This is a genomic window from Metabacillus sp. cB07 (genome assembly GCF_016839225.1).
GTDB classification, from domain to species: domain Bacteria; phylum Bacillota; class Bacilli; order Bacillales; family Bacillaceae; genus Bacillus_P; species Bacillus_P indicus.
Map to the genome: position 1 here is coordinate 3,467,837 of NZ_CP069296.1, position 16,622 is coordinate 3,484,458.

Below are 16,622 nucleotides of genomic sequence, written 5' to 3' on the forward strand. Positions count from 1 at the left end.
GTCAGCTGTTATAGTAATAAACTCCTGTGCAGATCACTTCAGCTGGCCCTGTCATAAAAACATTTCCTTCTTCAGACCAATTAATAAGCAAATCTCCGCCTGCTAAATGAACCGTCGTATCTTCTCCTCTTTTTGTGAAGCCATTTAAAACAGAAGAAACAACGGCGGCACATGCCCCTGTTCCGCAGGCCATCGTTACACCTGAACCGCGCTCCCACACTCTGAAATGAAGCTCGTTTTCAGATACGACTTCAACAAACTCGACATTCACACTTTCTGGGAATAAAGGATCTTTTTCAACAACCGGACCAAGGGTCAAAACAGGTGCCGTTTCAATGTCATCGACATAGAACACAAGATGGGGATTCCCCATTGAAACGGCAGTGCCCATGTACTGTTTCCCGCCAAATTCAAGAGGTGTGTTTACCGCTTTTCCCTCCGGATTGCCCTGCATCGGAATCTCGCTGCGGGTAAGCAGAGGTTCTCCCATGTCAATTGTCACTTTGCTGATAACTGATCCTTCGCCTTCAAGTTTCGCATAAACAAGGCCTGAGAGGGTTTCAATAGAAAACTCTCTTTCTTCTGTCAGTTTATTCTCGTACGCGTATTTCGCCACGCAGCGAAGTCCGTTTCCGCAGTTTTTTCCTTCAGAGCCGTCACTGTTGAAAATCCTCATCTTTACGGCTGCTTTATCTGAAGGGCAGATCAGGATCATGCCGTCAGATCCTATACCTGTATAAACATTCGATACCTTTACGGCAATCTCGGCTAAACTCGATTCTTCCAGCTTTTCCTCGAACATATTTACATATATATAGTTATTTCCAAGTGCGTGCATTTTGGTGAAGGTAAATTGGTTCATAAGAGTCTCCCGTTTTTTTTCTTTTTATAAGTATAAAATGCTGGAAACCGGAGCACAATAGAAATATCCCCCGTTTGTTATAGATAATAAAAGCTCCCTGCTTCATGCAGGGAGCTTTTATTCGTTACAGCCGTCTTAAAACATAAACATTCCTGCAATGGCAGCACTCAGCAGGTTTGCAAGAGTCCCTGCAGCAATCGCTTTGAATCCGAGTCTTGCGATATCCTGACGTCGGTTAGGCGCCATGCCCCCAAGCCCGCCGAGCAAAATCGCAATGGATGACAGGTTTGCAAAGCCGCAAAGGGCAAAGCTGACGATCGCAATGGTTTTATCGGACAGATTTTCAAGCTGAGGTGCAAAATTACTGTAGGCAACAAACTCGTTTAATACTAGCTTTTGCCCAATAAAACTTCCCGCTTTTACAGCTTCCTCCCATGGAACACCAATCACGAATGCAAGCGGTGCAAATACAAATCCGAGGATATATTCAAGCGTAAGATTTGAAGCTCCGAAAAGCCCGCCGATAAATCCGAGAATTCCGTTTAATAGAGCGATTAAAGCAATAAACGCAAGAAGCATCGCTCCAACATTCAATGCAAGCTGAAGTCCGGTAGATGCCCCCTTGGCTGCTGCATCAATGACATTCGCTGCATCTTCATCGCTTTCCATTTTCACATCGTCCATTGTCACCGGTTTTTCCGTTTCAGGAATCAGCATTTTAGCCATGATCAATCCGGCCGGCGCTGCCATAAAACTCGCAGCAAGCAAGTATTCAAGCGGAACTCCAAGAGCCGCATATCCAAATAATACAGAACCTGCAACAGATGCAAGGCCGCCTGTCATAACCGCAAACAGCTCTGATCTCGTCATTTTGGCTATGTATGGTTTTACAACTAGAGGCGCTTCTGTCTGGCCGACAAAAATGTTCGCCGCCGCTGAAAGAGATTCTGCTTTGCTCGTTCCGAGAAGCTTCGACAATCCGCCTCCCAAAATTCGAATGATCCACTGCATCACGCCTATATGGTACAGGACCGAGATAAGCGATGAAAAGAAGATAATAATTGTAAGGACGTTAAAGGCAAAAATAAAACCTGTCGGCTGAGAGGGATCTCCTAAAGATCCAAACAAAAAGCCAATACCTTCACTTGCGTATCCCACAAGATTCTGAACAGCTTCCGTCAGCGCTTTAAATGCCCGTGTTCCGGGCTCCCATTTCAAAACTAAAAATGCAAATAAAAGCTGAATGGCAAGGCCGCCGAGAATGGTGCGGATTTTTATTTTCTTTTTCCCTTCAGAAAGGAGAAAAGCAATCGCAAACAGGACGGCAACCCCCATTATTCCCCATAAAAAATTCGTCATTTCTTCACCTCAGGCAATAGTTTTTGATGAGTCTAAAATAACAGCCGATTGCAGCCGTGTCCATATATTTTTGACAAAACACGATATTTTCCGACAAATTCACTAGCTGCTACATTTTATAGTGCTACTGATCAAATATCATTATGCAAGAAAGGATATTTAAAAAAGAGTCATCAGTTGTACTACTCCGTTTGAAGGTTCCGAACTGAGGGATAAGTGCCACCAAAAAGGATATTCCTCCGCTTGATGGATCCGAACTCAGAGATAAGTGCCATCAAAAATGATATTCCTCCATTTGATGGTTCCGAACTCAGAGATAAGTGCCATCAAAAATGATATTCCTCCGTTTGATGGTTCTGAACTCAGAAATAAGTTCCATCAAAAAGGATATTCCTCCGCTTGATGGTTCCGAACCTGGAGATAAGTGCCATCAAAAATGAAAATCCTCTGTTTGATGGTTCCGAACCCTGCGATAAGTGCCACCAAAAAGGATATTCCTCCGTTTGATGGTTCCGAACTCAGAGATAAGTGCCACCAAAAAGGATATTCCTCCGCTTGATGGTTCCGAACTCAGAGATAAGTGTCACCAAAAAGGATATTCCTCCGTTTGATGGTTCCGAACCCTGCGATAAGTGCCTTCAAACATAAAAAAACACGCACCCGAGTACGTGTTCCTGCCTAACAAAAGGCATCTATTAAAACATAGGATTCTCTTCAAGGTAATCATAAACGTTCTTGACCAGCTCGTCTGGTGTCTCGCCGGCTACGATCTCTCCGTTGACAAGGGCATAGAGTGACGAATAGCATTTGCCGCAGTACCCCAAACATCCGTATTCAATAATATCCAGATTCGGATCCTTTTCGAGCTGTTCTAAAGCAGCCTGGGAGCCGTTCGCCAGATTGCTTATGCAAAATTCAATTATTGGTTTCAACCTTATCACCTCACACCTGTAATCAATGCTACCTCTTTTTATGCCCCATCGTCAATATTTAACGTTTTGTGATATACTTTTCAGTAAATAACAACACATATTTACAAAAGTGATTTACTATTGACGGTCTTTGCAGATTATTAGATGACTTTTTCATAACATATTGTGGTTTATCTGCAAATTCGTTATACTTTTATATGGCATATTGCAAAGGTTTTCTTATGAATCATCCATAAAATAGATTAGAATATACTCGCTTAATGAGGAGAAAAAGGGGAATCTGCAATGAAGAACTTAGTTATTCTTGGCGGCGGATACGGCGGAATGCGCATCCTGCACAGGCTGCTTCCTGGACAGCTGCCTGATGATGTGCAAATAACACTCATAGATAAAAATCCCTATCACTGCTTAAAAACGGAATATTACGCGCTTGCTGCGGGAACGATTTCAGACCACCACATCCGCGTCGATTTTCCTGAGCATGAGCGTCTGAACACAGCCTACGGGGAGATTACTTCTATTGACCTTCAGGAAAAAAAGGTTTATTTGGCCAATCAGGAACCGATTTCATACGATGATCTGATTATCGGCCTTGGCTGTGAGGACAAGTATCACAATGTTCCGGGAGCAAAGGAATACACACACAGCATCCAGACCATTGACCAGTCACGAGAAACGTATCAGCTGCTTAACAACCTGAGCGGCGGAGCATCTGTTGCAATCGTTGGCGCAGGCCTAAGCGGAGTTGAGCTTGCCAGTGAGCTCAGAGAAAGCCGCAAAGATCTGAAAATCACATTATATGACCGCGGCAAGAATATTCTCTCAAGCTTCCCTGAACGGTTGAGCAAATATGTACAAGGCTGGTTTGAAGACCATGGCGTGACAATCGTGAACAGCGCGAATGTGACAAAAGTAGAGCAAAACGTTCTCTACAATCATGATGAGCCGCTTACATATGATGCCATCGTATGGACAGCCGGCATTCAGCCAAACAAAGTAGTCAGAGACCTTCCGGTTGAAAAAGATCCGCAGGGAAGGGTCATCCTGACGAAGCAGCATTTTCTTCCTGATTATGAGGATGCTTTCGTTGTCGGCGACTGCGCGAGTCTCCCTCATGCTCCAAGTGCCCAGCTTGCTGAAGCACAGGCCGAGCAAATTGTTCAGGTACTGCTGAAAAAATGGAATGGGGAAGAACTTCCGCAAAACTTCCCTGCCTTCAAATTAAAAGGCGTGCTCGGATCACTTGGAAAAAAACATGGCTTTGGCCTTGTAAATGACCGTCCGCTGATTGGACGTGTCCCTAGACTTTTGAAATCCGGGATTCTTTGGATGTACAAGTATCATAACGGGTAAAGGACAGGATGCATCTCCTGACTGTGCTCACATAATAAAAACGCAGGGCTGTCTGCAGCCTTGCGTTTTCTTTGTCTTTTTTCACGATGCTGAAACGTAGCCGTGCTTTTCCATTTCCGCATAAATCACTTTTAATTTCGGACTGCCTTCTCCCACCACTTCTCCATTAATAACGACAAGCGGATAGAAGTATTCATCATTCGCAATCTTTTCTGCAAATTCCTTTTTCTCTTCATCTTCGTGCTCCTGGTAGATATCCACATATTCAATATGAAAGGGCTGCTGCGGGAATTTGCGTGTGAGAGCTGCTTCTAGCCATTCGCATGTATCTTTTGTTGAAGGGAGGTTCACACAGCTCGGACAGAGCACTTCAGCACCGTACACAAAAACCTTTAATCGTTTATCCATCGTTCTCCCCCTTTTCTTTCCTTTCATTGTAAGGGACAGTGTGCATTTTTGCCATGAAAAATACAGGGTTCTATCCATTTTTATTCCCTGCAGAGTGTGTTAAAATAGAACTGATTACAGAATTTGCACCAGTCAAAACAATAGATTTTCAGAAGCATTTTGAATATAATAGCAAGATAAGGAAGGAGTCGATTTAAAATGGCAACAGAAACTCATATGATCGAACAAGTTCAGGAAGTACTTGATAAATTGCGTCCGTTCCTTCTTCGCGACGGCGGGGACTGTGAACTGGTTGATGTGGAGGACGGCATTGTAAAGCTTCGTCTTCTTGGTGCATGCGGAAGCTGCCCAAGTTCAACGATCACACTTAAAGCCGGTATCGAACGCGCTCTTTTAGAGGAAGTTCCTGGCGTTGTTGAAGTAGAGCAGGTTTTTTAATGAAATAGAAAAAAGATGGTGAGCCACGCTCACCATCTTTTTTTATTTACAGGTATTGATCAAACCATTCCTTAATATGATTCAGGCGGTCAATTCTGAGCTTTGGATGCCCGCTTCTTGACAGTTCATGGTTGGCTTCAGGGAAACGGACCAGCTTAGTCTCTTTTTTCAGCTGCTTCAGAGCAATGTAAAGCTGTTCTGCCTGCTCAACAGGGCAGCGGTAGTCCTTTTCGCCGTGAAGGATAAGAAGCGGTGTTTCGACGTTCTTTACGTACTTCAAAGGCGAATGGTGCCACAGCTTCTCGAAGTCATCAATCAGATTCCCGCCAAGCTCCCATTCAGTAAAGTAGTACCCGATGTCGCTTACTCCGTAAAAGCTGATCCAGTTGGAAATTGAACGCTGTGTCACTGCTGCTTTAAACCGGTTTGTATGGCCGACAATCCAGTTTGTCATAAAGCCGCCATAGCTTCCTCCCGTTACACCAAGCCGCTCCTCATCAATAAAATCATATGTTTTCAGCGCATAGTCAACTGCACTCATCAAGTCGGTATAATCGCTTCCGCCATAATCTCCCCGGACCCCGTCAACGAAATGCTGGCCGTATCCGTGGCTTCCGCGCGGATTTGTGTAAAGAACCGCTTTTCCGCTCGCAGCAAGCATTTGGAACTCATGGAAATAGGTGTTGGCATACATGGCATGCGGACCGCCGTGGATTTCAAGGACAAGCGGGTACTTCTCGCCTTCCTGATAGCCTGCCGGTTTCATGATCCACCCGTGAATCTCAAGTCCGTCCTCCGCCTTATACGCAATTGCTTCCGGAACAGAGAGCTCCACTTCGTTTAAAAAAGCTTCATTAATGCTTGTCAGCTGCCTGTTTTCACCTGTGCTGAAATCGAAGAAGTGAAGGTCACTCGGGTGATCCGGACGGCTGATGCCAAGGACCGCCGTATGGCTTTGAACATGAACGGACAACCCATAGACGTGCTCGTTTTCAAAGCGGACAGGAACTGTCTGGCCTTCAAGCGAACCGTAGTAAACGCCTGTATTTCCCTGATCCGTCAGAATGAAATAAAAGCCCTGGCTGTCTTCCGTCCATATAAGTCCAGGATAGACACTTCCCGAAATAAAATCTGCCACCGCCGCATCACTGATATGGACATCCCAATCTGCAGAATAGCAGGAAAGCTCTCCAGTTTCACGATCAGACAGCCAGATTTTAGAGAAAGTAGCCCCAAGATATTCTTTTTCGTGTCCTAAAAAGGATACGTACTTGCCGTCAGGCGACCAGGATGGATGGCCGTAAAATCCATTGCTGTTTGTCAGTTTTGTCAGATCATGCCCGTCAAGGGACAGAATATAGACATCTGAAATCAGGTTTTGGTCAGGATCATCCGTCATATTGGATGTGAAAGCTACAGCCTTTCCATCAGGCGACCAGGCAGCGTCGCTGCAGTCATATTCTCTGAACCCAAGCAGGTTGAGTTTTCCGGTTTCTGCATCTGCAATTGCCAGCTGTCTTTTTTTGTTTCTGACAAAGCCCGAAGCATCCGACTTATATCTCATATCTTCCACAACGAGCGGTTGGGGCTGCTTGTCCTCTTCTTTCGCTTTTTCGAGTGTATCTTCAGGAGCAAGCGCAAGTGAAACGAGGATGCTCGCACTGTCCGGGCTCCATACAGGCTGTGAAACGGCAAGGTGCTCTTCTGTCAGTGCCTTTGCTTCTCCCCCTCCTGCTGACATGACGTAAAGCTGATTTTTCCCGCTTCTGCTGGACAAAAAGGCAAGCCTGCTGCCATCCGGAGACCATCTTGGCGATGTATTTCTGTGTTCGCCAAATGTCCATTGAACCTTCTCGCCTGTTTTTAAATCAATCAAAAACAGGTTCGATATGTAGTGATGTTTTTCTTCCTGAATGGATGTCTCAACGTATACAGCCTTCGTTCCGCAGGGAGACATTTGCGGATCGTTGACGGACTTCAGTTTGTATAAATCTTCTGCAGCAATGACCCTTTTTTCCATTTTACTAACACCATTCTTTCTCTTAAATTTGCTCTTATTCTATTTATTTCGACAAGCTAAATAGTTTTCCTTCTCTGCCTTTGATTTTAAACTAAAAAAAAGCATCCTCATCCTGAGAATGCTTTCAGCCGATCGAGTCATGAACTTGTCCCGCACCTTTTTCATAGTAAACATTTGATCCTTCAAGAACGGGTTCCAGCACGTCAACTTCACATTTAGGAAACTTCACTTTTAGCACTTCTGCAAGTGCCTTCCCTTTGCCTTTTGCAGCAAACGCAAGTACGGTCGGGCCTGCGCCGCTTAGGGCAGCGCCGTAAGCACTTGCTTCGAGAACAGCTTCCTGCACCCGGGAAAGTTCTTTAATGAGCGTTCCTCTGTATGGCTGATGAAACAAATCCTTCTGCATCATTTTTCCTGCAAGCGTCCAGTTGTTTGAAAGCACGGCGGCAACAAGGACGTTGCTTACTGCACTTGCTTCAACTGCCCCGCTGTACTCAAGGTATCCTGGAAGGACATCTCTCGCATCCTTTGTATAAAGTTTATAAGGGGGGACAACCGCAACCAGCTCAACATCCACCTGCTGGACGGACACGAGCTCTGTTTCTTGCTCCTGGTGAATGCCTACAACCAGACCTCCGTACAGCGAAGCACCTGCATTATCCGGATGTCCTTCTATAAGGCTTGCAAAATGAAGCTTTTCTTTCATCGTAAGCTCCAGTCTGCACAGCTCATTTGCAAGCTCTACGCCTGCAACGATGGCGGCGGCGCTGCTTCCGAGCCCCCTTGCCATTGGAATATCGCTCCATACTTCAACTCTGCAGGGTGGAAGCTTTGCATGACAGGTGGCGGCAACCTGCTCAGCCACCTGATAAATCAAATTCTCTTTGCCTTCCGGAATATCCGCCATTTCATCATTCAGGGGAACAAATATCCAGCTGTGGTCCATTGTGACGTTCAGTTCAAGATACCTGCTGACTGCAAGACCGACAGAATCAAAGCCGGGGCCGAGGTTCGCCGTGCTGCCCGGCACCCTTATTTTAAGCATGTCACCTTCATTCACCATGCACCGACTCCTTTTAGCTGCTCCATGACAGCACGCTCGTCATTCGGCAGAACAGCAGGCTTTATGGAAGAAACATCAATGGCCGTATTCGGATCCTTCAAGCCGTTTCCAGTCAGTACCGCTACTGCTTTGGACCCTTTTTGATACACGCCTTTCTTGGCGTTTTTAATCAGCCCTGCAATGGAAGCGCAGGATGCAGGCTCGGCAAAAATGCCTTCTGTTCTGGCAAGAAGCTGGTAGGCTTCCACAATTTCTGCATCTGTTACTTCATCAATGAAACCGCCGGACTGCTCAGCTGCCTGTACGGCTTTATCCCAGCTTGCAGGATTTCCAATCCGGATAGCCGTTGCAATCGTTTCAGGATCTTCAATAATCTGATTTCGAACGATCGCCGCAGCACCTTCCGCCTCAAAGCCGTGCATCTGGGGAAGCCCTGTCTGATGATGCTCGTGATATTCTTTGAATCCTTTCCAGTAGGCTGAAATGTTGCCTGCGTTGCCGACTGGAATCGCCAGCACGTCCGGAGCTGCACCCAATGCGTCACAAAGCTCGAATGCCGCTGTTTTCTGGCCTTCAAGTCTATATGGGTTGACAGAGTTTACAAGAGTAATAGGAAGCTTTTCTGACATGCTGCGGACCATTGTAAGGGCCTGATCAAAGTTTCCCTTGATGGCGATAATTTCAGCACCGTACATTACCGCCTGGGCAAGTTTGCCGAACGCAATTTTGCCGTCAGGGATAACGATGATGCAGCGCATCTTCGCGCGCGCCGCATAAGCTGCCGCAGCCGCTGATGTATTCCCCGTTGAAGCGCATATGACCGTATCGCTGCCCTCTTCTTTTGCTTTAGCAACAGCCATGACCATTCCGCGGTCCTTGAATGAACCGGTCGGGTTGGCTCCTTCTGTTTTTGCATAAAGTTCAAGACCAAGCTTTTCTGAAAGCACCGGCAGAAACACCAGAGGCGTATTACCCTCGTTCAACGTAAGCAAAGGAGTCTGGTCGTTCACAGGCAAATAATTGCGGTATTGATTCAAAAGGCCTTTCCACATCATGAATATCCGTTCCCTTCTACGCGGTATGAACTCTTAATGCCCTGCACAACTTCAAGGTCCAGCAGGTTTCCGAGAATTTCATCAAAATCTTTATTTGAAGCCTGGTGCGTGACAATGACAATTTCAGCAAGGCTGCTGTTTTTAAGCGGCAGCTGAAGAATTTTTTCAAAGCTGACCCCGCGTTCTGAAAACAGGGAGGTAATCGTCGAAAAAGCTCCGACCTGGTCTTTTACATGAATGCGCAGGAAATGCTGGGCATAAATTTCATCACTCTGCTTGAGCGCCTTTTCATATTGAGGAAGGACGGCACTGCGGCCGTTAACCCCAAGTCTCATGTTTTTCATCACACCGACAAGATCTGAAACAACGGCTGTTGCCGTCGGCAGGCTGCCCGCCCCCGGTCCGTAAAACATCGTTTCGCCGACTGCCTCACCGTACACATAAACAGCGTTGTACTCATTGTTTACAGATGCAAGCGGATGAAAGTCAGGAAGCAGGGTCGGCTGAACGCTGACCTCGACCTTGTCGCGCGTTCTGTTTGCAATCCCGATCAGCTTCATTGTGTAGCCGAGGCGCTTGCTGTAGCTGATGTCCTCATCCGTCACTTCGCTGATCCCTTTAACACTGACATCCTCTAAATCTACATGCATGGAAAAACCAAGCCGTGCCAGAATGGCCATTTTTCTCGCAGCATCAAGTCCTTCCACATCCGCAGTCGGATCTGATTCAGCATATCCAAGCTCCTGCGCTTCTTTCAGCACTTCTCCGTACGGACTTCCGTGCTTGCTCATTTTTGTTAAAATAAAGTTTGTTGTTCCGTTAACAATCCCCATCATTTTTGTAATCCGGTCTGATGCAAGTCCGTCTACCAAACTTCTTAAAATAGGAATGCCTCCCGCGACACTGGCTTCATAGAATAAGTCGCATCCATTTTCAGTTGCAGCATCCAGCAGCTCCGTGCCGTAAACCGCCATCAGATCTTTGTTGGCTGTGACTACGTGCTTTTTCGCCTGCAGAGCCTGAAGGATATATTCTTTCGTAAGCTCAACGCCGCCCATCACTTCTATTACAACATCAATCTCAGGGTCATGGATGACCTCATCTGCATTTTTCGTCAAAAGATCTTTCCCAAACTCAATTTGCCGTTTCTTATCTATGTCCTGAACAAGAACTTTTTTCACTTTAACAGGGCAGCCTACCTGATGCATCAGCTTATCCTGGTGATCTTCAATAATTTTCACAACGCCGCTTCCGACTGTTCCGAGTCCTAATAATCCAACGTGAATCGCATTCATGATTTCTTCCACTCCCTTGATGTCTTTCTTAGAAATACATTTGTTTATGTATGATAGACATTTTCTATTATTGTCATTATAAACAGTGTGCCATTGCTTATCAATAGAGAATTTTCAGTAATTTTATTGTAATCGCTTTCTTTCCTGCTGGACCGCTGTTTATATTTTTTGTAAAACTGGTTGGATTGTCCTCCATTAAAAAAAGCGTGCAGGAAATCTCCCGCACGCCGGTTTTATTCGCGGTCAAGCTGAATGTCGTTCTCGCTTTCGACAACTACATCCATGTGACCCTTCATTTCGAGTTTTTCTTTTTCCCTCATTGCTTCTTCCTCTGTAGGAAAAACAGGGCCGTCAAAAACCCGTTCCATCGTTTCTTTATCCGTATACTGCACTAAAAAACTGTTCAAGTCAGATCCCTCCCGTTTTGGAGGTTTTATACCCCATTTTCCAAACGGCTAATCTAACGGACAGGTGTGAGCGGCTTTTTTCCCTCAAGGACTTGTTTAATATTCTCTATGCAGCATGCCATCATGGCAAATCTCGTTTCCCGTGTAGCACTTCCTATATGGGGAAGCGCCACAGCGTTTTCCAATTGCAAAATGGGGTGATCTGCACGGATCGGTTCGTTTTCGAATACATCCAGCCCCGCTCCTGCAATCACACCGTTCCGAAGTGCCGCAATCAGGTCTTCCTCGACAACGGTGCCTCCGCGAGATGTGTTGACGAAAATGGCCTCCCGCTTCATTTTCTTGAAAGCGCCGGCATCAAACATCCCTTTTGTTTCGCTTGTTAATGGCGTCATGCAGACAACAAAATCAGACGTTTGCAGCAAGTCCTCAAATGACCTGTATTCGGCTCCGAGACTTTCTTCCGCCTCCGTATCTCTTGAACGGTTATGATAAAGAATGTTCATATCAAACCCTTTTGCCCTCTTGGCAACAGCCCGTCCTATATTCCCCATCCCGATAATGCCGATTGTTTTATGATGGACATCTGCCCCAGCAAGCAGCATCGGGCTCCAGCTTGTCCATTTTCCTTCTTTTATGTAAGCAGCCGCTTCCGTCACTCTTCTTGCAGCAGACATGAGCAGCAAAAAGGTTAAATCTGCTGTTGTTTCCGTCAGAACATCCGGCGTATTGGTTATGATGATGCCTTTTTCCTTCGCATATTCCACATCCACATTGTCATAGCCGACAGCAAGATTGGCGATTACTTTTACCCCTTCACACGCATCAAGCAGTTCCTTGTCGACCTGGTCAGAAAGCATGGTAAGCAGAGCATCAGAGGTTTTTGCTTTTTCAAGCAGCAGATCCCTCGGGCACACTTCATCTTCCTTATCCCACATCTCGACATCAGCGAACGTTCTAAGCGCTTTCAAAACTTCTTCCGGAAGCTTTCTCGCAACAAATACAGAAGGCATTTCCATCCTCTCACCCTTTACTCATTTTCTTTTATCTTATCATATCAGGCATGAGAGGGAGGAAATAAGCCTACAACCAGTGAATGGATGGCAAATAAATTTTTTTCGTTCTCATCGACAGAAGCTGTTCATAGGATTTCAGGAACCCTTCGTATCTTGAAGAGTTTTTCAGCATATCTGCAAGCTTCGCCTCATAATAAGGCTTATCGGTTTCAGCGGATAAGTAATAATCTTCAATGCATTCGAAATAGTGAATCGGAAGCAGCATCCTGCTGTAGATCAGCCTCCAGGAAAAAGCCGACAGCGGCGTTGTCCTGTCATAGTCCTCTAAAAACTGAAAACCTTCCTGGCGGAGCGACTCCGGCTCCTCAAAAAACTGGTTTCTCAAGTATTCCGCAATATCCCTGCTGCAATGATCAAACACCCAGTCTGTCGGAACCTTAACCAGACCTGAAGACCTCCACGTATGGGAATAAAAGCGATTGTGGCATACTGTCGCAGAATCGATCGGCTGAGGCTCATCATCAAGCTCTGTGTCGACCAAATACTGAATGGCATTCTCCGCAATCCCCATATAATATGGAAACGATTCAGCAAACATCTTCTCAAATGAATCAAGCGGCTGGGAATTCACCTTTCCCCTCCAGAAGCCTTCCAGCTGATCTGTCCGCTTTTCCCATAGATTTTTCCACTGCCCGATCCGGCTGATTTTAGACACCTGATACGGATAGCTTCTTGCCTTCTGATGAAAACGGGCAAGCTCTCTGCCCACCTGAAACACCCGCTCTCCCTGCACGTACGATGTTTTCAGAATGCCGTATTTCCGCTTTTCCCATTCTATATACAAATTCCCCTGTTTTGTCAGCAAAAAAACGGCCACGAACGGATCTCCCCGCTCAAGCAGGTACTGGCTCATATGGTAAAGCTCATAAAGCTCTTCATCTTCATAGTGGGAAACCGGCACAATTAAATACACATGCTGATGATGCGAAAACGCATCGTAGTGACCTACCCGGAATGTCTCTCCAATTCTAAGCCCGTACTGTTCCCGAATCAATTTTTCCACCAGATTCTCCCCCATGTATAAAAAGTCCTTATCCTATCGTAATCGCAACTTAGCCGATTTATGTATAATTTGGCCCTGCAGTTAAACACTTTTTAATGATTGTCATTTTCGTTACACACTAAGAGAGCCATTTGCGTAAAATGGTAAAAAAGATTGGGTGAAATGGATGAAAGATAAAGAACAGATGGACATTGTCGAAAAAACAGCACGCCAATGGTTAACAGACCGCGGAGTCACACTCAATGACATCGCAGAACTCGTATACTTCCTGCAAGTCAAATATCATCCTTCATTAACAATCGATCAATGTTTAGAAAATATAGATCGAGTCCTTGCAAAACGCGAAGTTCAAAATGCCATCCTTACCGGCATTCAATTAGATATCCTGGCTGAAAAGAAAATGCTTGAAGAACCCCTGCAAGCCATCATTGAAAGTGACGAAAGCCTTTACGGGGTTGATGAGATCATCGCTCTCTCCATCGTCAACATTTACGGGTCAATTGGATTCACCAACTACGGATACATTGATAAAGAAAAACCGGGCATCCTTAAATTCCTGAACGATAAATCATCCGGAATGGTCCATACCTACCTTGATGACATCGTTGGAGCCATCGCTGCCGCCGCCTCAAGCAGACTGGCGCATAGAGCTAAGAATACCGAGTGAGCACACAAAAAGCTGCATCCAGAAAATAGGATGCAGCTTTTTGGTTGTCTTTATATTTTTTCAAACCACTCAGAAAGAGAATCAACCGTATAGGTCGGCTTTTCATCGTAGTTCACAAGGTGCTCCCGCAGAGTTACGCCAGTATGGACAAGCAGGGTATCAAGACCTGTATTCATCCCCGCTTTAATATCTGTGTCATAGTTGTCCCCTACCATCAGCGTTTCTTCAGGTTTTGTGCCGAGCACTTTCAACGCCTGTTCCATAATAATGCTTTCAGGCTTGCCGATGAAGATTGGATCTACAGTTGTGCTGACAGCGATGACAGATGTGAGAGAACCGTTTCCCGGCAAAAGGCCGCGTTCTGTTGGAATGGCAATGTCCCCGTTTGTAGAGATAAACGTCGCACCATTGCGGACGGCAATGCAGCCGAGAGCCAGTTTCTCATAGGTGATGTCCCTGTCGATTCCGGATACGACGAAATCAGGGTTTTCATCTACAAGCTGCAGACCGCGTTCGATGAGAGCTTTTTGAATCCCTTCTTCCCCGATGACATAAACGGATGCATCCGGCTTTTTCTCCCAGATAAAATTGGCTGTTGCCTGGCTTGTTGTAAACACTTTATCTTCACTTGCAGGGATGTCAAACGTGTTAAGCTTTTCTGCTACTTGCTGGGGTGTTCTTGATGAATTGTTGGTCACAAATAGATAGGGGATCTTTTTCTCGATCAGCAATTTGACAAAGTCGCTTGCTTCTTCAATCCGCTCTTTGCCGCGGTACATCGTTCCGTCGAGGTCAATTAAGTAGCCGTTGTATGTTTTCAAAGTGAGTGCACTCCCTGTATTTGATATTTTACCCGTTCCCTTTCGCTCCAGCCACTTGCTTTCCGCGGGGAGCGCCGGGAGCCTCCTCACTTCGTTTGCGGGGTCTCCCGTGCCCTCTTTATCCCTTAGAAATGCGGAAGCGCCCGTTTTGCTCCGGCAGTCAGATAAGAAATCACCCGAAAAGTCCGGGTTTGACTTTTTGGGGGATTTTGTTCTGACAGAGGAGTTGGGCGCTGCAGCTGGACAAGGAGTCAAGTGCCTTCCGCTGCAGTCCACTGGAGCTTAAAAATTTTATCTAAATCAAGTTTTTTATGAAGAAAGCAAAATAAGACGCAATATTATCATTGCGCCTCTTCATTATAATCCGTTCATTTGTTAATGTCTAAAAGCAGAGACGGGCCCCAGTTCATTTTCGAGATAGGTTCTTACACGTGCCGGAAATGAAGCAAGTATGGCTGCTTGCTCCTGAAGGCAATGTGTTAAATCACCGTGGTTAATGCCCAGGTATTCCTGCACCAGCGGCTTGCGGAAGCCAATTACTGCTTTCAGTCCGTCTGCTTCATCACCGCCAATTACTTTTTCATCAAGCATGATGTCGATGATGTCTTCATAGCTCCCGGGGTCACGCATGATAAATCCGTCGATGATGGCATTGCCTGTATCTAAAACGGCTTCAATCAGCATGTGGGCAAGCCGTTCAAGCGCTTTCGATTCAAGGTCAGTGTCCCAGTTCTTCTGCTCAGAAAAAAGAGTCAGGTTCTTCTCATAATAAACAAGCGTTTCTTCTATTTTTTCACGATCGACAAAATACATCCCATTACACTCCCAGCACAGTTGAATGCTTTTATTTTACCACATTCAAAGCACTTTGTTTCAGGATTGGATGACGTCTGCTATTATTAAGAGACAATGATGCATGAGAGGGGAATTATGGATGTCTGAACGATTTTTTTTATATGATGATACGGTTGAAACAAAGACACGATTTGTAAGCTTTATGGGAGAGAACAGCCGGTTTGACCTGGCGATTGTCAGATCCGACCGCTATTACGGAAAGCACCTTGTTCTGAACCTGCTCAGCAGCCGCTTTGCCATTATCGGGGAAGATGATTTAAATGAGCCCGGTTATATTGAACATGCTTACGGCCTTGATGAAAATGAGGCAAATGAACTTAGAGAATTTTTGTATGAAATTGTCTGATTAAGAAGTGTCCTGCTACTGCACAATAAGTAAAAAAGCAGGTGATCTTGAATGGATGACAAAGAAAAACGGGAGTATACAGATTTTTCGAATGTGGAAAGCATGCGGAATTTCATCCTGCCGGAAATAACACCGGAAGGCCCTTACGGCGCTCCAAGAGGAAAGAATACGCCCGTAGAGAATAAAAGCTCGGAGTGGAAAGAAGGCCAGCGCTATTACAGTGCGTTTAATTATGAGTTCAAATCTCTTCATCAGAACCTGCCAAGACAGTACCCGGGAGCGCATCCGACACATGATGACCCGGAGAAAAATGAAGAGCCTCCATATACAGCCAAATAGAAAAATACAAGCCGCTGTTTTACGCAGCGGCTTATTTCTTTATTCGTTTTAAAACGAAATGCGCACAGCCGAAGTTACAGTACTCAAATATGTACTCGTCAAGCGTGCTGATTTTCGTGTCATAGGATGCTTTTTGGTTCTGATCATCAAAAAAGCCTTTCAGCCTGAGCTGATTATAGCCCCAATCCCCCACGATGTAATCGTACTTGTTCAGGATCTCAGAGTAGCGCGCTTTGAATGCTTCTTCATTAAAGCCGTTCCGCTCGTCCTTAATCAATTCAAAAGTATGATTTTGAACAGTTATCACAACTATCACCTCTCAA

At 45.6% G+C, this 16,622-nt stretch carries 18 protein-coding genes and 1 pseudogene; 5 read left to right on the plus strand and 14 right to left on the minus strand.

Annotated elements, in window-relative coordinates:
- Position 1: 1 nt before the first annotated feature.
- The 3 genes from dapF to JOJ89_RS17790 form a co-directional block, all read right to left on the minus strand.
- Positions 2 to 862 carry a diaminopimelate epimerase gene (gene dapF / locus JOJ89_RS17780; RefSeq protein WP_203288734.1) on the minus strand — a complete coding sequence of 287 codons (861 nt, stop codon included), beginning with the start codon at positions 860 to 862 and terminating at the stop codon, positions 2 to 4.
- Positions 863 to 997: 135 nt separating this feature from the next.
- A complete protein-coding gene (locus JOJ89_RS17785) occupies positions 998 to 2,221 on the minus strand; it encodes a NupC/NupG family nucleoside CNT transporter (protein ID WP_203288736.1) in 1,224 nt (407 codons plus the stop codon).
- 695 nt (positions 2,222 to 2,916) lie between these two features.
- Complete coding sequence (locus tag JOJ89_RS17790) at positions 2,917 to 3,153, minus strand: YuzB family protein (protein WP_029284153.1); 237 nt, start codon at positions 3,151 to 3,153, stop codon at positions 2,917 to 2,919.
- A gap of 285 nt (positions 3,154 to 3,438) precedes the next feature.
- Between JOJ89_RS17790 and JOJ89_RS17795 the strand changes: the two genes are divergently transcribed.
- The gene (locus JOJ89_RS17795) at positions 3,439 to 4,506 is read left to right on the plus strand and encodes an NAD(P)/FAD-dependent oxidoreductase (RefSeq protein WP_029284155.1); all 1,068 of its coding nucleotides are present in this window, start codon (positions 3,439 to 3,441) and stop codon (positions 4,504 to 4,506) included.
- 81 nt (positions 4,507 to 4,587) lie between these two features.
- Here the strand turns inward: JOJ89_RS17795 and JOJ89_RS17800 are convergent, their stop codons facing one another.
- Entirely contained in the window at positions 4,588 to 4,914 is a 327-nt protein-coding gene (locus JOJ89_RS17800) for a YuzD family protein (RefSeq protein WP_029284157.1), read from the minus strand.
- A gap of 104 nt (positions 4,915 to 5,018) precedes the next feature.
- Here JOJ89_RS17800 and JOJ89_RS17805 point away from each other — a divergent pair.
- Positions 5,019 to 5,352: pseudogene (locus JOJ89_RS17805) on the plus strand (NifU family protein).
- Positions 5,353 to 5,398: 46 nt separating this feature from the next.
- On the opposite strand, the gene JOJ89_RS17810 reads toward JOJ89_RS17805, so the two are convergent.
- The 7 genes from JOJ89_RS17810 to yutH form a co-directional block, all read right to left on the minus strand.
- A complete protein-coding gene (locus tag JOJ89_RS17810) occupies positions 5,399 to 7,372 on the minus strand; it encodes a S9 family peptidase (protein ID WP_203288738.1) in 1,974 nt (657 codons plus the stop codon).
- 124 nt (positions 7,373 to 7,496) lie between these two features.
- A complete protein-coding gene (thrB, locus tag JOJ89_RS17815; RefSeq protein ID WP_203290379.1) occupies positions 7,497 to 8,432 on the minus strand; it encodes a homoserine kinase in 936 nt (311 codons plus the stop codon).
- A complete protein-coding gene (gene thrC, locus JOJ89_RS17820) occupies positions 8,429 to 9,487 on the minus strand; it encodes a threonine synthase (RefSeq protein WP_203290380.1) in 1,059 nt (352 codons plus the stop codon). Before thrC ends, thrB begins: the two co-directional genes overlap by 4 nt.
- Positions 9,487 to 10,785: a homoserine dehydrogenase gene (locus JOJ89_RS17825; protein ID WP_029284167.1), complete on the minus strand. Its 1,299-nt coding sequence runs from the start codon at positions 10,783 to 10,785 to the stop codon at positions 9,487 to 9,489. Before JOJ89_RS17825 ends, thrC begins: the two co-directional genes overlap by 1 nt.
- Before the next feature lie 233 nt (positions 10,786 to 11,018).
- The gene (locus JOJ89_RS17830; protein WP_158001668.1) at positions 11,019 to 11,192 is read right to left on the minus strand and encodes a hypothetical protein; all 174 of its coding nucleotides are present in this window, start codon (positions 11,190 to 11,192) and stop codon (positions 11,019 to 11,021) included.
- Positions 11,193 to 11,245: 53 nt separating this feature from the next.
- Complete coding sequence (locus JOJ89_RS17835) at positions 11,246 to 12,211, minus strand: 2-hydroxyacid dehydrogenase (RefSeq protein WP_203288740.1); 966 nt, start codon at positions 12,209 to 12,211, stop codon at positions 11,246 to 11,248.
- A 64-nt stretch (positions 12,212 to 12,275) separates the two neighbouring features.
- Positions 12,276 to 13,274, minus strand: a complete 999-nt coding sequence (gene yutH / locus JOJ89_RS17840) for a spore coat putative kinase YutH (RefSeq protein ID WP_203290381.1) — start codon at positions 13,272 to 13,274, stop codon at positions 12,276 to 12,278.
- Between the two features lie 163 nt (positions 13,275 to 13,437).
- On the opposite strand from yutH, the gene JOJ89_RS17845 reads away from it, so the two are divergent.
- Positions 13,438 to 13,938 carry a phosphatidylglycerophosphatase A family protein gene (locus tag JOJ89_RS17845; RefSeq protein ID WP_029284173.1) on the plus strand — a complete coding sequence of 167 codons (501 nt, stop codon included), beginning with the start codon at positions 13,438 to 13,440 and terminating at the stop codon, positions 13,936 to 13,938.
- Positions 13,939 to 13,988: 50 nt separating this feature from the next.
- Here JOJ89_RS17845 and JOJ89_RS17850 read toward each other — a convergent pair whose 3' ends face one another.
- Together JOJ89_RS17850 and JOJ89_RS17855 are read right to left on the minus strand one after the other, a co-directional pair.
- Positions 13,989 to 14,759 (minus strand): TIGR01457 family HAD-type hydrolase, encoded by a 771-nt coding sequence (locus tag JOJ89_RS17850; protein ID WP_203288742.1) that lies wholly within the window; start codon positions 14,757 to 14,759, stop codon positions 13,989 to 13,991.
- A gap of 375 nt (positions 14,760 to 15,134) precedes the next feature.
- The gene (locus JOJ89_RS17855; protein ID WP_203288744.1) at positions 15,135 to 15,572 is read right to left on the minus strand and encodes a DUF86 domain-containing protein; all 438 of its coding nucleotides are present in this window, start codon (positions 15,570 to 15,572) and stop codon (positions 15,135 to 15,137) included.
- Between the two features lie 121 nt (positions 15,573 to 15,693).
- On the opposite strand from JOJ89_RS17855, the gene JOJ89_RS17860 reads away from it, so the two are divergent.
- Entirely contained in the window at positions 15,694 to 15,960 is a 267-nt protein-coding gene (locus JOJ89_RS17860) for a DUF3055 domain-containing protein (protein ID WP_029284179.1), read from the plus strand.
- 51 nt (positions 15,961 to 16,011) lie between these two features.
- Positions 16,012 to 16,299, plus strand: a complete 288-nt coding sequence (locus tag JOJ89_RS17865) for a hypothetical protein (RefSeq protein WP_029284181.1) — start codon at positions 16,012 to 16,014, stop codon at positions 16,297 to 16,299.
- Between the two features lie 31 nt (positions 16,300 to 16,330).
- On the opposite strand, the gene JOJ89_RS17870 is transcribed toward JOJ89_RS17865, so the two are convergent.
- A complete protein-coding gene (locus JOJ89_RS17870) occupies positions 16,331 to 16,606 on the minus strand; it encodes a YutD family protein (RefSeq protein ID WP_029284183.1) in 276 nt (91 codons plus the stop codon).
- Positions 16,607 to 16,622: the final 16 nt, after the last annotated feature.

Coding starts and splice junctions, on each gene's coding strand:
- dapF (WP_203288734.1), bottom strand. CDS start 862: ATGAACCAATTTACCTTCACCAAAATGCACGCACTTGGAAATAACTAT.
- JOJ89_RS17785 (WP_203288736.1), bottom strand. CDS start 2,221: ATGACGAATTTTTTATGGGGAATAATGGGGGTTGCCGTCCTGTTTGCG.
- JOJ89_RS17795 (WP_029284155.1), top strand. CDS start 3,439: ATGAAGAACTTAGTTATTCTTGGCGGCGGATACGGCGGAATGCGCATC.
- JOJ89_RS17800 (WP_029284157.1), bottom strand. CDS start 4,914: ATGGATAAACGATTAAAGGTTTTTGTGTACGGTGCTGAAGTGCTCTGT.
- JOJ89_RS17810 (WP_203288738.1), bottom strand. CDS start 7,372: ATGGAAAAAAGGGTCATTGCTGCAGAAGATTTATACAAACTGAAGTCC.
- thrC (WP_203290380.1), bottom strand. CDS start 9,487: ATGTGGAAAGGCCTTTTGAATCAATACCGCAATTATTTGCCTGTGAAC.
- JOJ89_RS17825 (WP_029284167.1), bottom strand. CDS start 10,785: ATGAATGCGATTCACGTTGGATTATTAGGACTCGGAACAGTCGGAAGC.
- JOJ89_RS17835 (WP_203288740.1), bottom strand. CDS start 12,211: ATGGAAATGCCTTCTGTATTTGTTGCGAGAAAGCTTCCGGAAGAAGTT.
- JOJ89_RS17845 (WP_029284173.1), top strand. CDS start 13,438: ATGAAAGATAAAGAACAGATGGACATTGTCGAAAAAACAGCACGCCAA.
- JOJ89_RS17855 (WP_203288744.1), bottom strand. CDS start 15,572: ATGTATTTTGTCGATCGTGAAAAAATAGAAGAAACGCTTGTTTATTAT.
- JOJ89_RS17860 (WP_029284179.1), top strand. CDS start 15,694: ATGTCTGAACGATTTTTTTTATATGATGATACGGTTGAAACAAAGACA.
- JOJ89_RS17865 (WP_029284181.1), top strand. CDS start 16,012: ATGGATGACAAAGAAAAACGGGAGTATACAGATTTTTCGAATGTGGAA.